Source organism: Lactobacillus sp. Sy-1, assembly GCF_019303535.1.
In the GTDB taxonomy this organism is placed as follows: Bacteria; Bacillota; Bacilli; order Lactobacillales; family Lactobacillaceae; genus Nicoliella.
In genome coordinates this window covers 818,959-842,168 of sequence record NZ_JACCIU010000001.1, presented here as the reverse complement: position 1 = coordinate 842,168, position 23,210 = coordinate 818,959, and the positions used below count along the sequence as shown (strand labels likewise).

The 23,210-nt window shown below is 39.0% G+C and carries 17 protein-coding genes, 20 tRNA genes and 3 rRNA genes; 3 read left to right on the top strand and 37 right to left on the bottom strand.

Annotated features, from left to right (window positions below; all coding sequences use genetic code 11):
• Position 1: 1 nt before the first annotated feature.
• Both rsmH and HZL42_RS09065 read right to left on the bottom strand, forming a co-directional pair.
• Positions 2-946: a 16S rRNA (cytosine(1402)-N(4))-methyltransferase RsmH gene (gene rsmH, locus HZL42_RS03460; protein WP_219054280.1), complete on the bottom strand. Its 945-nt coding sequence runs from the start codon at positions 944-946 to the stop codon at positions 2-4.
• Between the two features lie 169 nt (positions 947-1,115).
• Positions 1,116-1,475: a DUF3397 family protein gene (locus tag HZL42_RS09065; protein ID WP_370629281.1), complete on the bottom strand. Its 360-nt coding sequence runs from the start codon at positions 1,473-1,475 to the stop codon at positions 1,116-1,118.
• Between the two features lie 87 nt (positions 1,476-1,562).
• Between HZL42_RS09065 and HZL42_RS03450 the strand changes: the two genes are divergently transcribed.
• The gene (locus HZL42_RS03450) at positions 1,563-1,682 is read left to right on the top strand and encodes a DUF4044 domain-containing protein (RefSeq protein ID WP_219054278.1); all 120 of its coding nucleotides are present in this window, start codon (positions 1,563-1,565) and stop codon (positions 1,680-1,682) included.
• Between the two features lie 51 nt (positions 1,683-1,733).
• Here the strand turns inward: HZL42_RS03450 and HZL42_RS03445 are convergent, their stop codons facing one another.
• Genes HZL42_RS03445 through HZL42_RS03430 form a run of 4 tightly spaced genes read right to left on the bottom strand, consistent with a single transcriptional unit; the run spans position 1,734 to position 4,596 of the window.
• Positions 1,734-2,249, bottom strand: a complete 516-nt coding sequence (locus HZL42_RS03445) for a tRNA (cytidine(34)-2'-O)-methyltransferase (protein ID WP_219054277.1) — start codon at positions 2,247-2,249, stop codon at positions 1,734-1,736.
• A 44-nt stretch (positions 2,250-2,293) separates the two neighbouring features.
• Entirely contained in the window at positions 2,294-3,184 is an 891-nt protein-coding gene (locus tag HZL42_RS03440; protein WP_219054276.1) for an RluA family pseudouridine synthase, read from the bottom strand.
• Positions 3,177-3,986, bottom strand: coding sequence for an NAD kinase (locus HZL42_RS03435; protein WP_219054275.1), 810 nt, complete (start codon positions 3,984-3,986; stop codon positions 3,177-3,179). The genes HZL42_RS03440 and HZL42_RS03435 overlap by 8 nt, the downstream gene beginning before the upstream one ends.
• 1 nt (position 3,987) lies before the next feature.
• Entirely contained in the window at positions 3,988-4,596 is a 609-nt protein-coding gene (locus HZL42_RS03430) for a GTP pyrophosphokinase family protein (RefSeq protein WP_219054274.1), read from the bottom strand.
• Positions 4,597-4,795: 199 nt separating this feature from the next.
• Here HZL42_RS03430 and HZL42_RS03425 point away from each other — a divergent pair, with 199 nt between their 5' ends.
• Positions 4,796-5,413, top strand: coding sequence for a DsbA family protein (locus HZL42_RS03425; RefSeq protein WP_219054273.1), 618 nt, complete (start codon positions 4,796-4,798; stop codon positions 5,411-5,413).
• Positions 5,414-5,431: 18 nt separating this feature from the next.
• On the opposite strand, the gene HZL42_RS03420 is transcribed toward HZL42_RS03425, so the two are convergent.
• The 3 genes from HZL42_RS03420 to HZL42_RS03410 form a co-directional block, all read right to left on the bottom strand.
• The gene (locus HZL42_RS03420) at positions 5,432-6,541 is read right to left on the bottom strand and encodes a competence protein CoiA (RefSeq protein WP_219054272.1); all 1,110 of its coding nucleotides are present in this window, start codon (positions 6,539-6,541) and stop codon (positions 5,432-5,434) included.
• Positions 6,542-6,618: 77 nt separating this feature from the next.
• The gene (locus tag HZL42_RS03415) at positions 6,619-7,341 is read right to left on the bottom strand and encodes an adaptor protein MecA (RefSeq protein WP_219054271.1); all 723 of its coding nucleotides are present in this window, start codon (positions 7,339-7,341) and stop codon (positions 6,619-6,621) included.
• 83 nt (positions 7,342-7,424) lie between these two features.
• On the bottom strand, positions 7,425-8,162 hold the full coding sequence (locus HZL42_RS03410; RefSeq protein WP_219054270.1) for an MBL fold metallo-hydrolase: 738 nt from the start codon (positions 8,160-8,162) through the stop codon (positions 7,425-7,427).
• 75 nt (positions 8,163-8,237) lie between these two features.
• On the opposite strand from HZL42_RS03410, the gene HZL42_RS03405 reads away from it, so the two are divergent.
• A complete protein-coding gene (locus tag HZL42_RS03405; RefSeq protein ID WP_219054269.1) occupies positions 8,238-8,729 on the top strand; it encodes a monooxygenase in 492 nt (163 codons plus the stop codon).
• Positions 8,730-8,779: 50 nt separating this feature from the next.
• On the opposite strand, the gene HZL42_RS03400 is transcribed toward HZL42_RS03405, so the two are convergent.
• From HZL42_RS03400 to ptsP, 28 genes are all read right to left on the bottom strand, one after another.
• A tRNA-Asp gene (locus tag HZL42_RS03400) sits at positions 8,780-8,853 on the bottom strand.
• Between the two features lie 4 nt (positions 8,854-8,857).
• A tRNA-Met gene (locus HZL42_RS03395) sits at positions 8,858-8,931 on the bottom strand.
• A 31-nt stretch (positions 8,932-8,962) separates the two neighbouring features.
• Positions 8,963-9,034 (bottom strand) — tRNA-Glu (locus tag HZL42_RS03390).
• Between the two features lie 9 nt (positions 9,035-9,043).
• Positions 9,044-9,131 (bottom strand) — tRNA-Ser (locus tag HZL42_RS03385).
• 3 nt (positions 9,132-9,134) lie between these two features.
• Positions 9,135-9,208: transfer RNA gene (locus tag HZL42_RS03380), tRNA-Ile, on the bottom strand.
• Between the two features lie 6 nt (positions 9,209-9,214).
• Positions 9,215-9,285 (bottom strand) — tRNA-Gly (locus HZL42_RS03375).
• Between the two features lie 23 nt (positions 9,286-9,308).
• Positions 9,309-9,381 (bottom strand) — tRNA-Phe (locus HZL42_RS03370).
• A gap of 8 nt (positions 9,382-9,389) precedes the next feature.
• Positions 9,390-9,463, bottom strand: a tRNA-Asp gene (locus HZL42_RS03365).
• Positions 9,464-9,467: 4 nt separating this feature from the next.
• A tRNA-Met gene (locus HZL42_RS03360) sits at positions 9,468-9,541 on the bottom strand.
• Positions 9,542-9,550: 9 nt separating this feature from the next.
• A tRNA-Ser gene (locus HZL42_RS03355) sits at positions 9,551-9,638 on the bottom strand.
• A 27-nt stretch (positions 9,639-9,665) separates the two neighbouring features.
• A tRNA-Ile gene (locus tag HZL42_RS03350) sits at positions 9,666-9,739 on the bottom strand.
• 9 nt (positions 9,740-9,748) lie between these two features.
• Positions 9,749-9,822: transfer RNA gene (locus tag HZL42_RS03345), tRNA-Met, on the bottom strand.
• A gap of 32 nt (positions 9,823-9,854) precedes the next feature.
• Positions 9,855-9,928, bottom strand: a tRNA-Pro gene (locus HZL42_RS03340).
• Positions 9,929-9,934: 6 nt separating this feature from the next.
• Positions 9,935-10,008 (bottom strand) — tRNA-Arg (locus HZL42_RS03335).
• A gap of 5 nt (positions 10,009-10,013) precedes the next feature.
• A tRNA-Leu gene (locus HZL42_RS03330) sits at positions 10,014-10,099 on the bottom strand.
• Positions 10,100-10,117: 18 nt separating this feature from the next.
• Positions 10,118-10,189: transfer RNA gene (locus tag HZL42_RS03325), tRNA-Gly, on the bottom strand.
• A gap of 5 nt (positions 10,190-10,194) precedes the next feature.
• Positions 10,195-10,267 (bottom strand) — tRNA-Thr (locus tag HZL42_RS03320).
• A gap of 58 nt (positions 10,268-10,325) precedes the next feature.
• Positions 10,326-10,398, bottom strand: a tRNA-Val gene (locus HZL42_RS03315).
• A gap of 5 nt (positions 10,399-10,403) precedes the next feature.
• Positions 10,404-10,520, bottom strand: a 5S ribosomal RNA gene (gene rrf, locus HZL42_RS03310).
• A gap of 71 nt (positions 10,521-10,591) precedes the next feature.
• Positions 10,592-13,506 (bottom strand): 23S ribosomal RNA (locus tag HZL42_RS03305).
• Between the two features lie 173 nt (positions 13,507-13,679).
• Positions 13,680-13,752, bottom strand: a tRNA-Ala gene (locus tag HZL42_RS03300).
• A gap of 35 nt (positions 13,753-13,787) precedes the next feature.
• Positions 13,788-13,861, bottom strand: a tRNA-Ile gene (locus HZL42_RS03295).
• 88 nt (positions 13,862-13,949) lie between these two features.
• A 16S ribosomal RNA gene (locus HZL42_RS03290) occupies positions 13,950-15,524 on the bottom strand.
• Together the 16S, 23S and 5S rRNA genes with 20 tRNA genes alongside form the textbook arrangement of a ribosomal RNA operon.
• Before the next feature lie 427 nt (positions 15,525-15,951).
• On the bottom strand, positions 15,952-18,021 hold the full coding sequence (locus HZL42_RS03285) for an LTA synthase family protein (protein WP_219054268.1): 2,070 nt from the start codon (positions 18,019-18,021) through the stop codon (positions 15,952-15,954).
• Between the two features lie 35 nt (positions 18,022-18,056).
• Positions 18,057-19,091 (bottom strand): lysylphosphatidylglycerol synthase transmembrane domain-containing protein, encoded by a 1,035-nt coding sequence (locus HZL42_RS03280; protein ID WP_219054267.1) that lies wholly within the window; start codon positions 19,089-19,091, stop codon positions 18,057-18,059.
• Between the two features lie 3 nt (positions 19,092-19,094).
• On the bottom strand, positions 19,095-20,117 hold the full coding sequence (locus HZL42_RS03275; protein ID WP_219054266.1) for a glycosyltransferase family 4 protein: 1,023 nt from the start codon (positions 20,115-20,117) through the stop codon (positions 19,095-19,097).
• Positions 20,118-20,129: 12 nt separating this feature from the next.
• Positions 20,130-21,314, bottom strand: a complete 1,185-nt coding sequence (locus HZL42_RS03270) for a glycosyltransferase family 4 protein (protein WP_219282849.1) — start codon at positions 21,312-21,314, stop codon at positions 20,130-20,132.
• A gap of 160 nt (positions 21,315-21,474) precedes the next feature.
• Positions 21,475-23,208 (bottom strand): phosphoenolpyruvate--protein phosphotransferase, encoded by a 1,734-nt coding sequence (gene ptsP, locus HZL42_RS03265; protein WP_219054265.1) that lies wholly within the window; start codon positions 23,206-23,208, stop codon positions 21,475-21,477.
• Between the last annotated feature and the right edge of the window lie 2 nt (positions 23,209-23,210).

Genomic DNA, 23,210 nt, shown 5'->3' with positions numbered 1-23,210 from the left:
ATTATTTTAATCTTTCAATTACCCTTAATTTTGCACTGTGTGAGCGATGGTTAACTTCAACTTCGCCCTTAGTTGGTAAAATTGGCTTGCGACTAACCAATTTAAAGCTTGGTTTTAAATCATCCGGAATTACCGGTAATCCCTGTGGCAAGTCCTGAATCGTAGTTTTTTCTTTAAACATGGTCTTAACTAACCGGTCTTCTAGCGATTGAAAAGTAATTACACTTACCCGACCACCAACTGAAATTAATTCAATTGCTTGTTCTAGTGAATCCTCAAGCGCCCCTAATTCATCATTAACAGCGATTCGAATCGCTTGAAAGACCTTCTTAGCTGGATGACCACCATGCCGTCTAGCTGCTGCTGGAATACCATCCTTAATAACCGCCACTAAATCATCAGTGGTGTCAATTGGATGTTCTAGCCGGGTTTTCTCGATTCCACGTGCAATTTGCTTAGCAAATTTTTCTTCACCATATCGGAAAAAAATCCGAACTAACTGGTCATAAGACCACTCATTAACAACTTTCCATGCATCGAGTGGGTTTCTTTGATCCATTCGCATATCCAAACGAGCATTTTTGCGGTAGCTAAACCCTCGTTCAGCATCGTCAAACTGTGGAGACGATACCCCTAAATCATATAAGACGCCATTAACTGATTGGATGTTTAATTTGTTTAAATCCGTCTTTAGGTTTCTAAAATTATCGTGGATGAAGGTAACTTCATTTTTACTAATAAATTGGGCAAGGTGTTCATGATTATAATCAATTGCAACTTGATCCTGATCAAAGGCATATAAATGCCCGCTAGATAGCGATTGAAGGATTTTTGAACTATGCCCACCACCACCTAGAGTACAATCAACGTAATTGCCATTAGGTTGAATATTTAATTCTTTTACAGCTTCATTTAATAAGACTGTTTGGTGGTCAAACTTAATCACAGTTAAAAAATCTCCTTAATCTCAAATAAATTTTAGTAATCATTTAGTATTGTTTCTACATAATTACCCCATCGTATGTATAAATTTTACCACGATAGTTATCTTTATACTATACATTCACTAGATTTAATAAAATATAAAGGGATTCTTATCTTCTATTAAAACATGACTATTTTAGAAAAATAGAAATAATCCATAGTAAGGGAAATGATATGTCACCAATTCGCCAAATCAATTTTAACGATTTTCTAATCAAGACATTTCCAGTTCTAAAAAATTCAGTTATTAAAATAATAATTAGTAGTAAAACGAACGGAATCAAAATCCATGGTAAAAAGGAGTAAGATGCGGTACTAACGGTATTGGAGTAGATAAATAAAAACCAAAATGGTAATAGTACGTCAATTGGCTTAATTCCCTTTAGGAATGAAAATTTAAAGCTACTTTTAATTAAAATAGTAATAATCGCAACTATTATTATTACTAGTGCTTGCAAAATAACCTTTAACAAAATACCAGATCCTAACATAAATTAATATTCGAATGGTTGCAAAACCAGTTATCTAAATGTAAACTTGTACATAGTTCACTAACTTACCGAAAGCGAGGGATACAATTGGCAAAAAAGAAAAAGAGTACCTTCCAAAAAGTTGTTAACACTGTTGTGTGGTTGATGATTATCTTTTTAGGACTGGGTGTTCTACTACCCGTTATTAGCCAATTATACAACAATTAAGATTATTTAATTTTGAATAATAAAAATGGAACTCATTAATGGGTTCCATTTTTATTTTAGCTTATCGTGTTCGTAAGTATGCGTTCTTTCTAGTGAATTAAAGCTTTGTTGTCGTAAAGCTTCATAAATTACGATGGCACAAGAATTCGATAAGTTCAAAGCCCGAATATGAGTATCATCTTGCGGAATCCGAATTGCCTTTTCAGCATTTTTACGCATAAACATTTCTGGTAATCCAGTGGTTTCTTTTCCAAATAAAAAGTAGATATCACCATCAATTTGCTCAGCATAGTCAGGCTGAGTATAGTCACGTTCAGCAAATTTTGACACTAAAAATAGCTTTGAACCAGGGATAATCCCCTTCATAAAAGCTGGTAAATTAGGATGATAATTAATATTAACTTTATCCCAGTAATCCAAACCAGCTCTTTTTAAATGCTTGTCGTCAACCGAAAAGCCAAGCGGTTCAATTAAATCTAAAACTGTATCTGTACCGGCACAGGTTCTAGCGATATTCCCAGTATTTGCTGGCATTAGTGGCTCAAATAAAACAATGTGGTTTGCCAATTTAAAATCCCCCAAAATTATTATTATTAACAGTATAATTTAATTTATAATTTTTGCCAAATTAGATTTTGCATATCATCAGGCAACGGTGCACGGCAAATAATCGACTTTTTTTCAAATGGATTATAAAACTGTAAATAATAGCAGTGAAGTGCCTGCCTTTTCATTTCATGATTATTTGGATTATACAACCAATCACCAATTAACGGATGCTCAATTGCTGCAAAATGAACCCGAATTTGATGGGTTCTTCCGGTATGTAGCTTGATCCGTAGTAATGAAAGTCCCGCTTGACTATACAGTTGCCAGAATTCCGTTTTTGATGGTTTGCCATCATCTTTTACCTGTCGTTTAACAAACGAGTCCTCATCCCGGCCAATCGGCAAATCAATTTCGCCGTGATTATAATCAAATCGGTTCTCAACAATTGCATTATACATTTTCACAATCAGGTGTTGCTTTAATTGTTTATCTAAAACGGAATGGGCAAGGTGATGCTTAGCAAAAATCACTAACCCACTGGTGTCCTTATCCAACCTAGTAACAACATGAATCTTTAAGTTAGCGTAGTGATGTTTTAAGTAGTAGCCCTTTACCCGATTAACTAACGTATTTCCCGCATAGTTATGATTAGGAACCGTTGCTAAAAACGGTGGTTTATTGACGACTAAAAAATGTTCATCCTCATAAACAACGTTAATTGGTAAAAAAGATGCTGGGACACTATCATTATTTGGCTCTGGCGGGAGCGTTAACTCAACTACATCCCCGTGATCAAGCATGTAATTAGCCCGTTGATCAGTTCCATTGACTAGAATGGTTCCACCATGGAATTTGATCTTCTTCAATAGGGTCCTGGTAACCCCATGTTCCATTAATAAGGTTCGCACCCGCTTTGAACCATTCCCATCATAAGTCCAATTAAAGCTAGTCATTTGTATTTACACCAATAAATGAATTACCAACTCGCTTCCAAAAATGGGTATGTCGATACTGCGCAAATGAAATTCTTTGGTCTGAAATTTGGTATCGAATTGATTCAATAGGACGATCTTTAACTAACATTTGGTCGCAAGTTAAGATGTTATTTTCTTTATTGTCGGGGATTAGGGTAATCCATTCATTAGGCGGAATAATAATTGGTGAACCCATCGTTCTAAATACCCGATTGTTAATTGATGCCATTTCAGAAACTTGAATTGCGTTTAACTGGGGATTAATAATTGCGCCACCAACAGCTTTATTATATGCGGTAGAACCCGTTGGTGTGGAAATACATAGTCCATCCCCCCTAAATTTTTCAAAGAACTCGTCTTTAATGTAAACATCGGTCACCATAGTACTGCTAACCCGCTTAAATGTAGATTCATTGAGCGCTAACAAGTCATCAGAAACCCCGCCATCTGAGTAATTAACTTTAATTAACAATAATGGATAGGAAACACTTTGCCGATTATCATCTTCTAAACTACTAATTAATTGATCAACTTCGTAGTCCCGCCAATCAGTATAAAAGCCTAAATGTCCGGTATGAATCCCAACAAACCTAATTTTATCTAGTGCATCATTATAGTGATGAAAAGCTGATAATAAAGTGCCGTCACCACCAACAGAAATTACAATTTCAGGATTTAGTCCATCAATCTCTAACTTGGGAGAATCGTTTATTTTATTTTTTAATTTTAAGGCAACTTCATTAGAAGTGCCTCCGTTATTACTAAAAATTGCAACCTTCATTTTAATCTTCCTTATTATTTTGATATTCTGCAAGTTCTTTTCTAATTGATGACATTTCTTCATCTAGCTTATAGGTAGTCTCTGCAACGTGTTGAAGTCGCTTTTCTAATATTTCTGGGAAGTTTCCTTGATGTTTATAGTTAATTGAATGTTCAACAGTTGCCCAGAAATTCATGGCAAGGGTTCTAACTTGAATTTCAGCTAATAATACGGTTGGTCCATCAGTGCTTTGCACCGTGTATTCAAATGCAATGTGATATGAACGATAACCACTAGCTTTTTCATTATGAACGTAATCACGTTCCTCTAAAATGTTTAAATCAGAGCGCTGTCTAAGTAAATTGACCACCGTGTAAATATCCTCAATAAATGGGCAAATAATTCTAAGCCCTGCAATATCTTCCATGTCCTGTCTTAAACGGGATTCTTCAATATAGCGCCGACTCATTTTTTCTTTGATACTATCTACTGGTTTAACTCGTCCAGTGACAAATTCAATTGGCGATCTACGGTGTGAATTAGTATATTCCGCTCTTATTCCACGAAGTTTAATTTTTAGTTCATCCACAATTTGGCGATAAGGAAATAAAAATTGATTCCAATCTTCCATTCAAGCCACCTCCTTTGAATCAGTAACTTTATTAATTTTACCACAATCATATTCATACAAGAACTTGAAAGCGCTTTTTAAAAATAAATTTGATTTTTCCAAGCAAATATTTTGTTTTTTTATTTAAATTTGTTATTCTAGACTTTGAGTTAATAAATGCTTGTCAATTTATTATCGATCTTTGAAAGGAGGAATTGTTATGCTCGAAGCTTATCTGTTTGTTGATCCGTTATGCAATGATTGTTTCAAAGCCGAGCATGTGATCTTAAAATTAGCTGATACTTTAGATAAAAATTTTTCGTTCCAGTTCATTCCAATGTTGAATATGCAAATTATTCGAAATCGATATTTAAATTGTGACAAGCAAACGATGAATGAAAATAAAAGTTTTAAAATTGATTACAATACGGTGCTAGACTATAAAGCGTCACTTTTTCAAGGCCGTAAATGTGGACGGAAGTTTTTAATCGGATTACAGGAAGAATTAATTCATAAAAAACAAACTTACTCTAAAGCGGTTGCCTTTAAAGTTGCTGAAAAAGCTGGATTAGATTTGGAAATGTTTGAAGAAGATCGACGTTCTGACCTAGCAATTAGCGCATTTAAAGCTGATCAAAAACTAGCTAATGAGATGAAAATTACAACTCCAGCTTCTGCAGTTATTTTTGATTGTGACTCGTTTGATTCTGGAATTTTAATGAATAAGGTTACTTATAATGATTTACTAGATGTTTGTAAAAATAAGGGCATCCTTGATAATGACCCTATTTTAATTCAAAAAAGTGGAGAAAAATCTCCAAATTTACACATTATTTAGTAGGACTAACTAAAAGGGTTAGTCCTTTTTTATTAGGTTCATTAATAAATCAATTGAGTTTAATTTTTCATGGTAAGTTGAATACCATTGTGGATTTTTAATCAGTTTAATCATTCTCCCATTAATTTTGACCATTTCTAATTTTTGCCAAGTTTGATAAATATGGCTCATTCCCCTAATTACTAAGTTTCGCTCTAGCATTAAAAATTGCTGATCAATCTGCATTAGATCATTCGTCATTTGAATTAAGGCATCAATTTCAATGGTATTATATCGTTTTAATAAAATTAGACTAATAACTTTAAAACGGATTAAATGGGGCCCAAGAAGTGGAATTTCATAGTAAGGGTAGTCTAGTTCTAGTGGATAACCCACTAGGCTATACCCGTATTGATAACACAGGTTTTGGACCGGATCATTTTTAAATCGTCCATAAATCAAATCCATTTGAACCTTACTGATTTGTTTTATTATTGTTGATTTAATTAATTGCAATGAGCGTGGTTTTTCGTTCCTTAATCCTCTTTTTATTACTTGATCTAACTCCGTTTGATTTTGGACGATTATTATCTGATAGGTTATTTTTCCCCCATTAAATCGAAAGTGGTGGTGAATTTGCATCTGTTGATTATCAACATCCCAATACAATAAGTAAAATCCAAGCTGGTGGTTATACATAAGAAATTGTTTAATCTTCTTTAAGCCGTTCTTCTTTTTAAGGTATGGACGCCCTAAAATCCAAATTGATTGATAGCCAATTCTTTCATACCCAGCTAGACGTTCTGATAAGCGTCTGTTGGTTATCGGGCTGCATTGAAATTCAATTACATGTTGATTAGATAGTAAAATATCAGGCCGTTGTTTAATTGATTTAAAGTAAAATTCTAAAATTGGATTGTTTTGATTAAAGAATTTAGATAGTTGCTTTTTACCTAATAAATGTTCGGTAGTCTCCCCCTCACTAAACGTACTGCATTTACTATTCTTTCGGTGTGCAAAGTGAGCAATCTTAATTGATCCCCTTCTAAGGGTTACCGGTTCTTTACAACTTGGACAAAAAAATTCTCCATGTTGATTTGATTGGTCAGCTAAGATTATTTTTTGATTCTTATCATATGCAACCAACAATGATTTATCGCCCCCCTATTAAAATAAGGTACGAAAAAAGCCCTGAGATTTTCCTCAGGGCTCTTAAATTGCTTAGCCTAATCTTTAAAGTAGTATCTAGCTAACTCTAAAGCACTAGTATCCATAATTTTTTTGCCATATTCATTCAAAATTTCAGTCGTAACGCTAGTCTTGTTACCAAACTCTAATGCTAATGCCTTGTTATTTTCAATTAAATCATCAGTAGATCCGTCTAAATTGCGGAAAAACATTATTTCCAAATAGTACTTCCCATCATATAGGTACAGGTTGGAAGAACCACTTTCAATTCTCAAACGTTTGGAAAGGGATATGAAATCTTCAAATGAATTAAATTCAACAATCAAATCGTCATAAGCAGTATTATTAGTACCTTGAACTACAGAGTCACCTTGGTTATGGTTATCTCCTGTAGATTCATCGTCATCATTTTCAAAAATATTAGGAATATCACTAACATCGATATCCTTATTCTTAAGTTGATTTTTAATGTAATCAGTAACAGTATCATTAGTTTGTTGGGTTTTCTCTGGGTCATCAGGATCGGCCTTACTAATAAATAGTTCGAGTCCGTTCTTGTTTGGCAATACCTGGAACGTTAGTGCCTCATTATCACCTTGAAATTGATGATCAGTATCGATTTCATCTAGAATGCTATAGAAAAATTCCTCAATTTGCTTATGGTCACCTAATAAGTCTAAAACAGTAATTCCATGAGCACTTAAATCATCATTGTTAATTAAAACTCTGATGGTATTATCATTAATTCTATCCATCTCCATAGATGAGCACCTCCTTAACGTAGTAATATTATAACCTATTATCTCACATTGAACTTAAATTAAAAGCCATTAGCCTAGTTTATTTATAAAATAATAACTTGATTTTGCATTGCGCAATCAACTTGACAATTAGAGTCTACCTGCAATTTTGCTTCCACTATTAATTGATCTAAATCGCCCTTTTGTGGTAGATGACTCAGTAACAATTTTTTAACGTGGGCCTCTTTTGCTAGCTGCCCAGATTCTTCAGATGTCATATGCCACTTCAATCCCTTCTTATCGGCAAAGAAGTTTGTATCTGTAATTAGTAGGTCAGCATTCTTTGAAAATGGAATTAATTGGTCGAAATAACTAGTATCAGCTGTAAACACTAGTACCTTACCATTTTCATCAGTAATCCGCATTGCAAATGCTGGGACCGGATGGTGCGTCCGCATAAATTCAATCCTAAATGGCCCAATTTCAAGCGGTTGCAAATCACTATAGGGTTTTCCAACAGTTGCGTTTGGCCAATTTAAAGTAGCAAAATTAATCGGATCCTCAGTATTCCCATAAATCGGTAGTAATGGTTCTTTTCGTCCCTCTGGATTTAATTGCCAGTAATACTGTAACACCCCAACATCAGCCGTATGATCATGATGGTAGTGAGAAAGAATTACAGCATTTAATTCAAGCGGATCAATGGTTTCCTGAAGTTCGTTTAAAGCGTTGCTTCCACAGTCTAGTAGTAAATTAAAATCACCACTTTGGATTAAATAACTACTAGTTCCAATTCCATTGCTTGGGTAACCACCATAAAATCCTAATACTTTAACCTTCATAATTATGATACCCCTTTGCTTATGTTTTTTTATTTACTCATTTACTAGTATAATATATGAAAAGGAGGAGTTAAAATGATATCTAATATTTATGTTACTTTTGGTAGTGAGTCATACCTATCTAAAATAATTGAAAAGCATCCTGAAAGGAAATTATACTTATATAACTCAGTTACTAATTCTGATAGTTTTGAAATCGTTGATTTGTCTGATAAACCAACAATTTTTGAAAGCCCAATCGGATATTCAGTTCTAAATCACTTTGGAACTGACCAATGGGGAAAAAGCATTAGTTATATTACGTTAGATTTAGATAGCAATCAACAAAAGGTTTTAGATGCTAAAATTAATAGTATCATCAGTAATGAGTCTCTTCCTGATGGAATGAGTTCAATTTATTCTCTTAACATTGCAAATAAGCTTTCTAAACGTGTAATTTTGACTACTTGGAATGATAACGTTAAGATTGCGGATTGGTATCGTAGTAAGTCAGCAAATAATCTGTTTGATTTAAATGATCAAATCGAAACTAATTACTTTGAAACAATCTACAAATTCTTTAAATAGTATAATAAAAGAGGATGTCAATTGAGACATCCTCTTTTATTATACTATGACGGTCCGTACGAGACTCGAACTCGTGATCTCCGCCGTGACAGGGCGGCGTCATAACCAACTGGACCAACGGACCATAATTGCGGGAGCTGGATTTGAACCAACGACCTTCGGGTTATGAGCCCGACGAGCTACCGAACTGCTCCATCCCGCGATAATATGTTATTATTAATTCGAAATTAGTATGACCCGTACGGGATTCGAACCCATGTTACTGCCGTGAAAGGGCAGTGTCTTAACCACTTGACCAACGGGTCATATAAAAATGGAGAAGGAGAGATTCGAACTCTCGCGCCGCTTGCGCGACCTATACCCTTAGCAGGGGCACCTCTTCAGCCACTTGAGTACTTCTCCATATGGGCCTAAATGGACTCGAACCATCGACCTCACGCTTATCAGGCGTGCGCTCTCACCAACTGAGCTATAGGCCCATATAAAGCGGGTAACGAGAATCGAACTCGCGACAATAGCTTGGAAGGCTATGGTTTTACCACTAAACTATACCCGCATAATATGGTATTAAATTGTAAATGGCGCGGGACAGAATCGAACTGCCGACACACGGAGCTTCAATCCGTTGCTCTACCAACTGAGCTACCGAGCCATATGGAACGGTCCGTACGAGACTCGAACTCGTGATCTCCGCCGTGACAGGGCGGCGTCATAACCAACTGGACCAACGGACCATAATTGCGGGAGCTGGATTTGAACCAACGACCTTCGGGTTATGAGCCCGACGAGCTACCGAACTGCTCCATCCCGCGATAATTAAAAGGAGGATGAGGGATTCGAACCCTCGCGCGCTTTGACACGCCTAGCGGTTTTCAAGACCGCCCCCTTCAGCCACTTGGGTAATCCTCCATATTAAAATAAATTAAAGGTCTTTAATGGACCTTGTAGGACTCGAACCTACGACCAGACGGTTATGAGCCGTCGGCTCTAACCAACTGAGCTAAAGGTCCAAGTCACTATCGCGGCAGGGGGAATCGAACCCTCGACCTCCCGGGTATGAACCGGACGCTCTAGCCAGCTGAGCTACACCGCGATCTATAAATAAAACTATTGAATTTTATTTAATCGGGAAGACAGGATTCGAACCTGCGACCCCTTGGTCCCAAACCAAGTGCTCTACCAAGCTGAGCTACTTCCCGAAAATATGCACCCAGTAGGAGTCGAACCTACAACCTTCTGATTCGTAGTCAGACACTCTATCCAGTTGCGCTATGGGTGCAAAAGTGCCGAGGACCGGGATCGAACCGGTACGGTTATCACTAACCGCAGGATTTTAAGTCCTGTGCGTCTGCCAATTCCGCCACCCCGGCATAATAATGAATTGGCAAAGCGGAAGACGGGATTCGAACCCGCGACCCCCACCATGGCAAGGTGATGTTCTACCACTGAACTACTTCCGCAGCAATGCCGACTAGAGGATTCGAACCTCCGACCCCCTGTTTACAAGACAGATGCTCTGCCAACTGAGCTAAGTCGGCATAAAAGCCATTAAAAATATTTAAAAAACTAAAAACCAAACATGATAATTTTCATGAATGGAGGATACAGGGCTCGAACCTGTGACCTCCTGCTTGTAAGGCAGATGCTCTCCCAACTGAGCTAATCCTCCATAATGCGTGGCAACGTCCTATCCTTGCAGGGGGCGATCCCCCAACTACTTTCGACGTTCAAAAGCTTAACTTCTGTGTTCGACATGGGAACAGGTGTATCCTTTTGGCCATCATCACCACACTATTTAACTGTGAGAACTTCGTTCTCTCAAAACTAGATAATATTTTATTCTTCCGTGAGAACTACCTTACTTGGTTAAGTCCTCGACCAATTAGTACTGGTCCGCTCCATGCATCACTGCACTTCCACTTCCAGCCTATCTACCTGATCATCTTTCAGGGGTCTTACTTCCATAAAGGAATGGGAAATCTCATCTCGAGGTGGGTTTCACACTTAGATGCTTTCAGCGTTTATCTCATCCATACATAGCTACCCAGCGATGCGCCTGGCGGCACAACTGGTACACCAGCGGTATGTCCACTCCGGTCCTCTCGTACTAAGAGCAGCTCCTCTCAAATTTCCTACGCCCGCGACGGATAGGGACCGAACTGTCTCACGACGTTCTGAACCCAGCTCGCGTACCGCTTTAATGGGCGAACAGCCCAACCCTTGGGACCAACTACAGCCCCAGGATGCGATGAGCCGACATCGAGGTGCCAAACCTCCCCGTCGATGTGAACTCTTGGGGGAGATAAGCCTGTTATCCCCAGGGTAGCTTTTATCCGTTGAGCGATGGCCCTTCCATACGGTACCACCGGATCACTAAGCCCGACTTTCGTCCCTGCTCGACCTGTATGTCTCGCAGTCAAGCTCCCTTCTGCCTTTACACTCGTCGAATGATTTCCAACCATTCTGAGGGAACCTTTGGGCGCCTCCGTTACTGTTTAGGAGGCGACCGCCCCAGTCAAACTGCCAACCAGACACTGTCTCCCACCACGATTAGTGGTGCGGGTTAGAGTGTTCATACAGCGAGGGTAGTATCCCACCATTGCCTCCATCGAAACTAGCGTTCCGACTTCTATGGCTCCTACCTATCCTGTACAAGCTATACAAACACCCAATATCAAGTTACAGTAAAGCTCCATGGGGTCTTTCCGTCCTGTCGCGGGTAACCTGCTTCTTCACAGGTATCTCAATTTCACCGAGTCTCTCGTTGAGACAGTGCTCAGATCGTTACGCCTTTCGTGCGGGTCGGAACTTACCCGACAAGGAATTTCGCTACCTTAGGACCGTTATAGTTACGGCCGCCGTTTACTGGGGCTTCGTTTCTGGGCTTCGCCGAAGCTAACTCATCCACTTAACCTTCCAGCACCGGGCAGGCGTCAGCCCCTATACTTCATCTTACGATTTTGCAGAAACCTGTGTTTTTGATAAACAGTCGCCTGAGCTTTTTCACTGCGGCTGCACATAGTGCAGCACCCCTTCTCCCGAAGTTACGGGGTCATTTTGCCGAGTTCCTTAACGAGAGTTCACTCGCTCACCTTAGGATTCTCTCCTCGACTACCTGTGTCGGTTTGCGGTACGGGTAGTTAACTACTAACTAGAAACTTTTCTCGGTAGTGTGACATCAACGACTTCCCTACTAAATTTCGGTCCTCATCACACCTTGTCAACCCGGTATTAAGCATTTAACTCAATACCTGACTTAGTGCTTGAACATCCATATCCAACAGGATGCTACGTTTAGCCTCCTACGTCCTTCCATCGGTCAAACATAGTTAACTAGTACAGGAATCTCAACCTGTTATCCATCGCCTACGCCTCTCGGCCTCGGCTTAGGTCCCGACTAACCCTGGGAGGACGAGCCTTCCCCAGGAAACCTTAGTCATTCGGTGGATCAGATTCTCACTGATCTTTCGCTACTCATACCGGCATTCTCACTTCTAAGCGCTCCACCAGTCCTTACGGTCTGACTTCATCGCCCTTAGAACGCTCTCCTATCACGTAACAAAGTTACGTCCACAATCTCGGTAATATGCTTAGCCCCAGTAAATTTTCGGCGCAGGATCACTCGACTAGTGAGCTATTACGCACTCTTTAAATGGTGGCTGCTTCTGAGCCAACATCCTAGTTGTCTATGCAACTCCACATCCTTTTCCACTCAGCATATATTTAGGGACCTTAATTGGTGGTCTGGGCTGTTCCCCTTTCGACGGTGGATCTTATCACTCATCGTCTGACTCCTGGATATAAATCAATGGCATTCGGAGTTTATCTGAATTTAGTAACCCAAGACGGGCCCCTCACCCAAACAGTGCTCTACCTCCATGATTCTCGACTCCAAGGCTAACCCTAAAGCTATTTCGGAGAGAACCAGCTATCTCCAAGTTCGTTTGGAATTTCACCGCTACCCACACCTCATCCCAGCACTTTTCAACGTACACGGGTTCGGCCCTCCGGTGTGTTTTACCACACTTTCAGCCTGGACATGGGTAGATCACCTGGTTTCGGGTCTATCACAACATACTCAAACGCCCTATTCAGACTCGCTTTCGCTACGGCTCCGACTTCTCATCTTAACCTTGCATGTTATCATAACTCGCCGGTTCATTCTGCAAGAGGCACGCTATCACCCATTAACGGGCTCTAACTGCTTGTAGGCACATGGTTTCAGGAACTATTTCACTCCCCTTCCGGGGTGCTTTTCACCTTTCCCTCACGGTACTGGTTCACTATCGGTCACTAGGGAGTATTTAGCCTTGGGAGATGGTCCTCCCGGATTCCGGCAATGTTTCACGTGTATTGCCGTACTCAGGATCCTGAACTGAGGGAATTAGATTTCGTCTACAGGGCTATCACCTTGTGTCGCAGAACTTCCCAGATCTTTCGACTATCTAATTCTTTGGTAACTCAAATGTTCAGTCCTACAACCCCACTGAGTAAACTCAATGGTTTGGGCTGTTCCCCGTTCGCTCGCCGCTACTGAGGGAATCGAATTTTCTTTCTCTTCCTGTGGGTACTTAGATGTTTCAGTTCCCCACGTCTGCCTTTCAATGAGTATGAATTCGTCATTGAATAATAAACGATAAAGTTTATTGGGTTTCCCCATTCGGAAATCTCCGGATCAAAGCTTACGTACAGCTCCCCGAAGCATATCGGCGTTAGTCCCGTCCTTCATCGGCTCCTAGTACCAAGGCATCCACCATGCGCCCTTAATAACTTAACCTATTACCACGAAGTGGTATTTGGTTAATTGAGTAAATACGAATAAACTAATATAAAAAACTCAAAATAACGCGGTGTTCTCGGTTGAAATTGTATTTAATACAATTCAATAATTTGGAAAAATTAAAATATTATCTAGTTTTCAAAGAACCAAGTTTGACACGAATGTGCCAATGGAGAATAGCGGGATCGAACCGCTGACCTCCTGCTTGCAAAGCAGGTGCTCTCCCAGCTGAGCTAATTCCCCATACCATTTAAACTAACCAATAATTTGATTAATAATGGGCCTAAATGGACTCGAACCATCGACCTCACGCTTATCAGGCGTGCGCTCTCACCAACTGAGCTATAGGCCCAAAAGAAGCGTGGTTCCAATAGTTTGAGAGTAGACCTCTCAAAACTAAACAAAACTATGACTGCATAAGGTTCCGAATTATTCCTTAGAAAGGAGGTGATCCAGCCGCAGGTTCTCCTACGGCTACCTTGTTACGACTTCACCCTAATCATCAGTCCTACCTTAGGCGGTTTGCTCCTCAAAAGAGGTTACTACACCGACTTTGGGTATTACTAACTCTCATGGTGTGACGGGCGGTGTGTACAAGACCCGGGAACGTATTCACCGTGGCATGCTGATCCACGATTACTAGTGATTCCAACTTCATGCAGGCGAGTTGCAGCCTGCAATCCGAACTGAGAACGGCTTTAAGAGATTAGCTTAACCTCGCGGTTTTGCGACTCGTTGTACCGTCCATTGTAGCACGTGTGTAGCCCAGGCCATAAGGGGCATGATGATTTGACGTCGTCCCCACCTTCCTCCGGTTTGTCACCGGCAGTCTCACTAGAGTGCCCAACTTAATGCTGGCAACTAATAATAGGGGTTGCGCTCGTTGCGGGACTTAACCCAACATCTCACGACACGAGCTGACGACAACCATGCACCACCTGTCATCCTGTCCCCGAAGGGAACGGCTAATCTCTTAGCTTTGCAGGAGATGTCAAGGCCTGGTAAGGTTCTTCGCGTAGCATCGAATTAAACCACATGCTCCACCACTTGTGCGGGTCCCCGTCAATTCCTTTGAGTTTCAACCTTGCGGTCGTACTCCCCAGGCGGAATGCTTAATGCGTTAGCTGCGGCACTAAAGGGCGGAAACCCTCTAACACCTAGCATTCATCGTTTACGGCATGGACTACCAGGGTATCTAATCCTGTTTGCTACCCATGCTTTCGAGCCTCAGCGTCAGTTACAGACCAGACAGCCGCCTTCGCCACTGGTGTTCTTCCATATATCTACGCATTTCACCGCTACACATGGAGTTCCACTGTCCTCTTCTGCACTCAAGTTTCTCAGTTTCCGATGCACTTCTCCGGTTAAGCCGAAGGCTTTCACATCAGACTTAAAAACCGCCTGCGCTCGCTTTACGCCCAATAAATCCGGACAACGTTTGCCACCTACGTATTACCGCGGCTGCTGGCACGTAGTTAGCCGTGACTTTCTGGTTAAATACCGTCACGATGTGATCATTTCCTATCACACCCGTTCTTCTTTAACAACAGAGTTTTACGAGCCGAAACCCTTCTTCACTCACGCGGCGTTGCTCCATCAGACTTTCGTCCATTGTGGAAGATTCCCTACTGCTGCCTCCCGTAGGAGTATGGGCCGTGTCTCAGTCCCATTGTGGCCGATTACCCTCTCAGGTCGGCTACGTATCATTGCCTTGGTAGGCCATTACCCCACCAACAAGCTAATACGCCGCAGGTCCATCCTAAAGTGATGCAAACGCATCTTTCAAACAAAAACCATGCGGTTTTTGTTGTTATGCGGTATTAGCACTTGTTTCCAAATGTTATCCCCCGCTTTAGGGCAAGTTACCTACGTGTTACTCACCAGTTCGCCACTCACTTCGATGTTAAGTCAAGTTAATGCAAGCATCAACTATCATTAACGGAAGTTCGTTCGACTTGCATGTATTAGGCACGCCGCCAACGTTCGTCCTGAGCCAGGATCAAACTCTCATCTTAAGATGAAAAGCTCAACGTTAGCTCTTCTTTAAATATTGTTACTTTTAAGCGAATTGACTTCGCATAAGATTTTTGTACTTCATATTAATTATGAAGTTCCTTACACATTTTTGTCATAATTTTGTTCAGTTTTCAAAGATCTACTTGAATGCGTCGTTCATAACAACAACCTCTTAATTATATCAGGCTGATTTTATTTGTCAAGTCTTTTTTAAGAAATTTTTTCAATCAGCTGAAGAGCTGATGAGTTGTTTATTTGACAACGTTTAATATAATATCAAACGATCAAATCTTTGTCAACAACTTTTTTAAATTAATTAAGTTGTTAAACAAAATAAGAACCACCGAATTGATAACTTATCAAAACGATGATTCTTATATTACACTAATATATTTAAAATGACAACTACTTTTTTAAATTTTTTTGCTATTTTAGTTCTGGAGCATCAGTGACATAGTCATTCATTGTTGATTTACCGCCATTTTCATCCATTAAACTAGTATGTTCTTTATTGTTTCTTTCCTTCAAACTAGTTAATCCAGAACTTGGTTTGTAGTTATAATCACTCCGATCAACCTTCTTAAAGTTCTTTAAGGTATAGAACCGTAATAGGTCTCCTTGAATAACCCGATCAGATAATGATAACTCAGTATTAACATGTTTTTGCTCAGCATTAATTTTCTTTTGTTGTTTTGCATTTGGGGTAATCTTCTTACCAGTCTTAGTAAGGTAAACAGACCCACCCACAACGGTATAAGTTGGCGTAACAAAATCACCATCCCTAAAAGCAACAATTTGTTTGCGTTTATTAGATAATAAGTCCTGCCCAAATTGAATCGTATTGTTATCTTTAATTCCTAACAAGTGCAGAATTGTTGGCAATACGTCTATTTCCCCACCATAGGTATGATCAATTTTACCAGTCAGATTATCTCCATAGATCATGAATGGTACCTTTTGGAATTGAGCCAAATCATAGCTATTGACACTCTTCTTGTGTAATAGTTGTGCGATTGCTGGCCGGTGGTTGTTAGAGATTCCATAATGATCACCATATGCAACCACAATACTATTCTTTAATAATCCAGTTTTCTGTAAATAATTCATAAACTCACCAAATGCTTGGTCTAAGTAATGAGCAGTCTGAACATATGGGTCAACGGTATTATCGCCAGTTTTAGTAGCTGGGAAACTTTGATTTTGCTTATCTAGAATGTATGGGTAGTGGTTAGTTAAGGTAATTAACTTTGCATAGAATGGTTGTGGTAACTGCTGAATATAATTAGCAGCATCCTTAAAGAAAATCTTATCCTTTAACCCATAGCCTACGCTATAAGATGGTTTTTCCTTAAAGTAATTGGAGTCAAAGAAGTACTGATAACCCCACGACTTATAAGTGTTTTCACGATTCCAAAAACTTGGAACATCCCCGTGCATTGCAGCAGTTGTATAGCCACGTTGAGCTAATATTGCAGGAGCTGCTTGGAACGTATTTTGGGTCCCATAGGTTACCATTGCAGAACCCTGTGGTAGTCCAAACAAAGAGTTTTCTAGCATCATTTCAGCATCAGAAGTCTTTCCCTGTGCAACTTGATGATAGAAATTATCAAATGAAATTGTATGATCACCATGGTAGAACTTATTTAGGTTCGGCGTAACTTCCTTACCATCAACCTTATAATCAATCAAGAACTGTTGGAAACTCTCTAGGTGAATAATGAATACATTCTTCCCCTTTTCCTTCCCAAAGTAATTAATATTAGCCTTAGCCCGGTTATGCTTTAGGTACCTCAACACACTATCTAAGTCGCTCGGCTTGGCTTTAGAACGGGTTTGGCTTTCCTTATGAGTCTGGTAAGCGTTAAAAGCTGCGTACTCATTCATCCCTAAATACTTCACAATGTAATTATTATCAAACGAACGGGTTAATAAGCCCGAACGATCAGCATTAGCAATGCTGTATTCACCAAACATTAATAAAAAGGAAAGCACCGTAATTGCAAATGCATTCCGAATCTTAAACGGCCGTTTATCAATTTTAATAATTTTAAATGATAGTAAAATTATTAAAACAATCACATCTAAAAAAACCACAAAGTCGATTGGATGAATAATTTCAGCTAAACTTTTTCCCAGGTTATTTTGAACATCTCCGGAACCCTTAATAATCCCAAACGTCAAAAAATCTGAAAATTCACGGTAGTAAACGATATTGGCAAACAACCAAATGGATTGAATTAAATCCATAATCAGCATCAGCCAATAGGCTAACCTTCCCCTAAAGTATAATGCAATTCCAAACAATAGAATCCCGGCAGGTAGTGGATTTACCACTAATAAAAATTGTTGAAGGGCGCCCTTTGCACCCAGAGTAAATTCTGCCTGGTATGCAAAATAAGTCTTTGCCCAGAATAAAAACAATACCAGGATAAAGAAACCTATTCGTGAGTTTAGGAATCGATTCCCGTTTCTAACCTTCTTAATATGACTCGCCATTATATAGTGCCCCCACTAAATTGTTATTGTAACTACTAAATATTCCTTTTAACATCACTATCAACCCGGTCCGGTTTAATGAACAACGCAATTGCACCTAAGACCAATCCTAAGTAGTAAGTAAGAATCCGCCATAAAATAAGTGCAAGTACCAACTTACTGCTGTTAAAGATGTAACTCTTAAATAGCATTTCAAAACTATATTCGGCACCGCCAGCACCACCAGGAATCGGGAATAGTGAGATAATCATTACGATTAGCACATGGAGACTAACAATCATAACAATGTTTGCTTGATCGTATCCCAAAGCGAGCATAATGAAGTATGGAACTAGATAGTAAAGTAGTAACTGAAAAAATGTAATTACAGCAACTTTAAACAGTAATTTCCAATGGTGTGCGATTCTCACGCTCTCGTTGTAAAAATTATCAATTTTTTCATTTAAAGTTACCTGCCATTTTTCGTAACGCTCAGCGCTAACAAAAAATTTCAATGGTTTCATAATGGCATGAACAAACCGTTTCGTAAACCCATGCCAATACATTATCATCAATAAAATAATGATTACTACCAAATGAATTATAAACCCAAACAAGACAAATAACGATAAGTAATGTAACTTTTCAGAAATGTAATGGAATCCAATAAACAGACTAAAAAGGAAATTAATTACAATCATCGCTTGATAGACCACGAACTTCATTAAAAGAACCGAACTAGCCCTTCCCCCATCCACACCAGTTTGAAGCATTACAACCAGTTGAGCCGGTTGTCCTCCAGAAGAAAATGGCGTAATTCCATTAAATAACTGTTCAACTAACGGGACTCTAATTGCGTCTTTAAAAGTAAAATGATTCTCACCTTGATCCTTAACTAGTGCATGGGTAATCCACGACTCCAGACCAAAATAGGCAAACATACAAAAAGTAGCAACCAGCATCCAAGACCAGTTAATATTAAAAAAGTCCGCAACTAATAAGTTTAAATTAACGTCACGAATAAAGTACCAAAAGATTATAAATCCAATCAGAAACATACCTAGTAAAGATAATAAATTTCTTTTTGTCATATCCTACCCCTTTTTTGCCTGATCAATATAAAATGAGTGCCAAATTTTTGCTAAATGGTCCTCAGAATAGTATGCCGAAGCTTCCAAAGCCTTCTTACTCATTGCAGCCAATTCATCCGGGTTGTTAACTAGTTGATTCAATTGAGTATTCAACTGATTGAAGTTATCGAAAGAGTGATAGTAACCATCAATAATTACTTTATACAAGTCCAGATTTCTCAATAGTACTGGTTTCCCACATGAAAAAGCTTCCAATACCGACATTGGAAAAAGTTCATTAAAAGAAGGTAATAAAAATAGGTCGCACAAGTTATAAAAATCAACTAACTTTTGGCGATCAACAATTCCTGGGAACGATAAATTAGCAGGCGGATTATCAACAATTTGTTTTAACTCTTTATAGCCATCCGTAATTTGACCAAACGAAAAACCACCGGCCCATATAAATTGAATTGAAGGATTGTTTTGGGCTAACTTAGCAAAGTCCAAAATTCCCTTCCTAGTTTGAACCTGACCAGTTCCTAAAACAATGAACTGATTGGGACTATAACCATATTGGCGCTTTAATTCCATTTGCTTAGAATGGTCGACCGGATAAAATTCATCCTTACTAACAAAATTAGGAATGTAGGTGATTTTTTCTTTATCAATTCCATAATGGGCTAATTTATCAATAAACATTGGATTCACAACTACAATATGGTCCATTCGTTTATAAAATGCAATTACGTACTTATAAAATACATTTCGAATCGGCTGTGGCATCTTAAGGCTGCCCTCCAGTGTTTCTGGAAGAAAGTGCACGTAGCCAATCTTGCGGCCGCGCTTTTTAGAAAACGTCGATAGATAAAAGGTCGGATTAATTGTGTGGTAGTGACTAATGTCTGATCGGTTCCATTTATTAATTCGAATATCAAATTCACTTGAAAAGTAAGCCCTTAACATTCCAATTAATTCATCATAGGCACTTCCAACCCCCTGACCCTTTACCTTATCGGCAGTTGAAAACATATTAATTTTTAACATTCATTCCATTCCTTAATAATCAATTTCTGCAGAATCATCAAAGTTTTCCTCGTACTCCAGCTGTGAGCTACGATAAAATTGAACGATTTGTTTCTCAAAATTTCCAGCAGAGATGCTATCTAACTTTTGTTGGCGTAATGTATTCGATACCACCTTATATTTATTTGGGTGGCTTAAGTACTCATGAACATCAGCAACAAATTCATCTTCACTGGAAAAGGTCATCCCTAACGACTTATCATTCAATAGGTCATCAGTATAGGCGCTTTTAACAACGATTACTTTGACTCCGGCAGCCATTGCTTCAATGTAAGTCAGTCCCTGTGATTCAGAATTAGAGGTCGAAACAAAAATGTTTGCCATATGGTAATAGTGACTAACTTCATCATTATTAATTTCACCAGTAAACGTTACGTGAGTGGTTAAATTTTTGGAATTAACCTGTTCTTCTAAGGATTCCTTAGCCGGCCCATCCCCAACAATCACTAATTGAACTGCAGGATTAGCTTTAATAATTTTTGGCATTGCATCAATCAATTCATTGATATTCTTTTCAAACGCTAACCGACTCACTGAGAGCAAAACCGGTGTGTCATCAGTAAAACCAAACTGAGCTCGTAGGTTTTGTGGGTCGAACTGGTCATACTTAGCAACGTCAATTCCAGTCGGAATTACCCGAATCGGACTCTTAACCCCGTATGAAGTTAAGGTATCTAATACCCGTTTGCTAGGAGCAACCACTCCGGTCATCTTATGACAAAAAGCTAGCGTTGCCTCCTTAACATGAACCGGCTTTAGTAACTTTCCATTTGCAACATAGTGTAAATAGTCCTCGTACATCGTGTGGTAAGTATGGATACAAGGGATTTTCAAGTTTTTAGCAACGAATTTCCCAATGATTCCCATCGAAAATTCAGTCTGGGTGTGAATAATGTCTAAATTCAGTTTTTTAGCAATTTGGTAGGCTTGGAACAATCCCCGAATTGCAATTCGCCGATCTGAAAACGAAATAAATGGAATACTAGAAAATCTAAAGATATTCCGCTCATAGGTATTCTTATCAACATGCGGATCAGTAGTTGTGAATATGTAGACCTGATGGCCACTATTCTCTAGCTGATTTTTAAGGGTCTTAATAGAAGTAGCAACCCCACTCACCTGTGGAAAATAGGTGTCTGTAAATATCCCTATGTTAATTTTATCCACTTCCTCTCGATTATAATGAATGCGCTTTCTAAAACCGCTATATCAATAGTATTATATTGTGTTGAACAATAGTTTGCAAACAACCAGCGATTTATAAAAAAGCGCTATTGCCATTATTAAAGGCAATAACGCTCTCCCATCATCAATGATGTTAAATTTTATCTAAGAAATTATTTAACTGTTTCACCACATCATCCGAAGTAGCTGCATTTCGAACAATCTGGTCGACAATTTTTTTTGCGTACTTAGAATCAATTTTACTAATCAATTTCCGAACTTTAAGAATTGATTCACTATTCATTGAAAAGCTATCGACACCTAAACCAATCAATAGTGGAATTGCAATTCGCATCGAGGCTAATTCACCGCAAATTGAAACTGATTTACCTTCGGTATGGAATGAATCAACAATATATTTTAAGGTCCTAATTACAGCTGGATTAAGTTGCTGATATAAACCAGCAACTTTCCCGTCCATTCGATCAGCAGCCATTAAATATTGAACCAAATCATTAGTCCCAACGCTAACAACATCAACTTCCTTAGCAAACTCATCAGCCAACAATGCTGCAGATGGTACCTCAATCATTACTCCTAAGTTAACGGTTCCCATATTTTGACCATCCTTTTTCATGGCCGCCCGTTCCTCATCGTATATCGAACGGGCGCGTCTATACTCATCAATTGTGGATACCATCGGAAAAATAATTGAAATTTCACCATAACTAGAAGCGCGGATTAAAGCCCGGAGTTGAGTTCGAAAGAGTTCTTCAGAACCTAAGCTAAGCCGCAACCCCCTAATGCCAAGGGCCGGATTAGGTTCATTAGTTAGCTTTAGCCCGTTAATCTGCTTGTCATTACCAATATCAAGGGTCCGAAAAACAATGGGACGGCCTTTCATGTGAAAAACAGCCTTCCGATAGCTTTCGAATTGCTCTTGTTCAGATGGAATGTGATTTTGGCCTAAAAATAAAAATTCGGTCCGATATAGACCGATTCCCTCTGCCGATGAATCAGTAACTGACTTTAAATCATTGTCATTACCGATATTTGCTTCTACACTAACGTGCCGATTATCCTCAGTGGTAGTTAGTTTTTCCTTAAAGCCCTGTAACTTCTTCATTTCAACATTAAATGCTTTAATCCGCTGATGGTAATCAATTACCTGCAGGCGCGTTGGGTTAATCACAATCGTCCCAGATAAGCCATCGACAATTAATTCATCATCATTACGAATCTCTTTGATCGCATCTTTAGCCCTAAGAATCATTGGCAGCTTTAAAGTTCTTGCCATAATTGAAGAGTGGGAGGTTTGCGCACCAAATTCAGCAACAATCCCCTTAACATACTTACCATTTAGCTGAGCAATATCACTTGGGGTAATATCCTTAGCAACCACAATCACTGGTTTATCAACCAATGATAAATCTGGTAATTTAATGTTTAGGAGATGTCCCAAAACCCGCCGCTTGATATCAATAACGTCGCTAGTTCGCTCTCTAATTTGGGCCTTCATCCAAACGTTAGTAACGTTAGACTTAAATAGATGAATAAAATTATTTGAGGTAACATCCAACGCTTTTTCAGCACAGAAGTTCTTATCCAATATTAATTGTTCAATCGAACTAATAAACTCCGGATCAGAAAGCATTTGAATATGCGATTGAAAAACTAACCCCTCTTTTTCACCAAGGTTATCAACAATATTCGCCTTAATAGTGGTTAACTCTTCAATCGACGCAGTCAAAGCCTCATGTAATCGACCAATCTCTTTATCTTTATCACTAGCTGGATGATCTTTAAATGATAAATCTGGCTCAACAATTTTATAGGCCTTAGCAATTGCTATTCCTTCGCTTGCAGAGATCCCTTCTATTTTGTGCATCG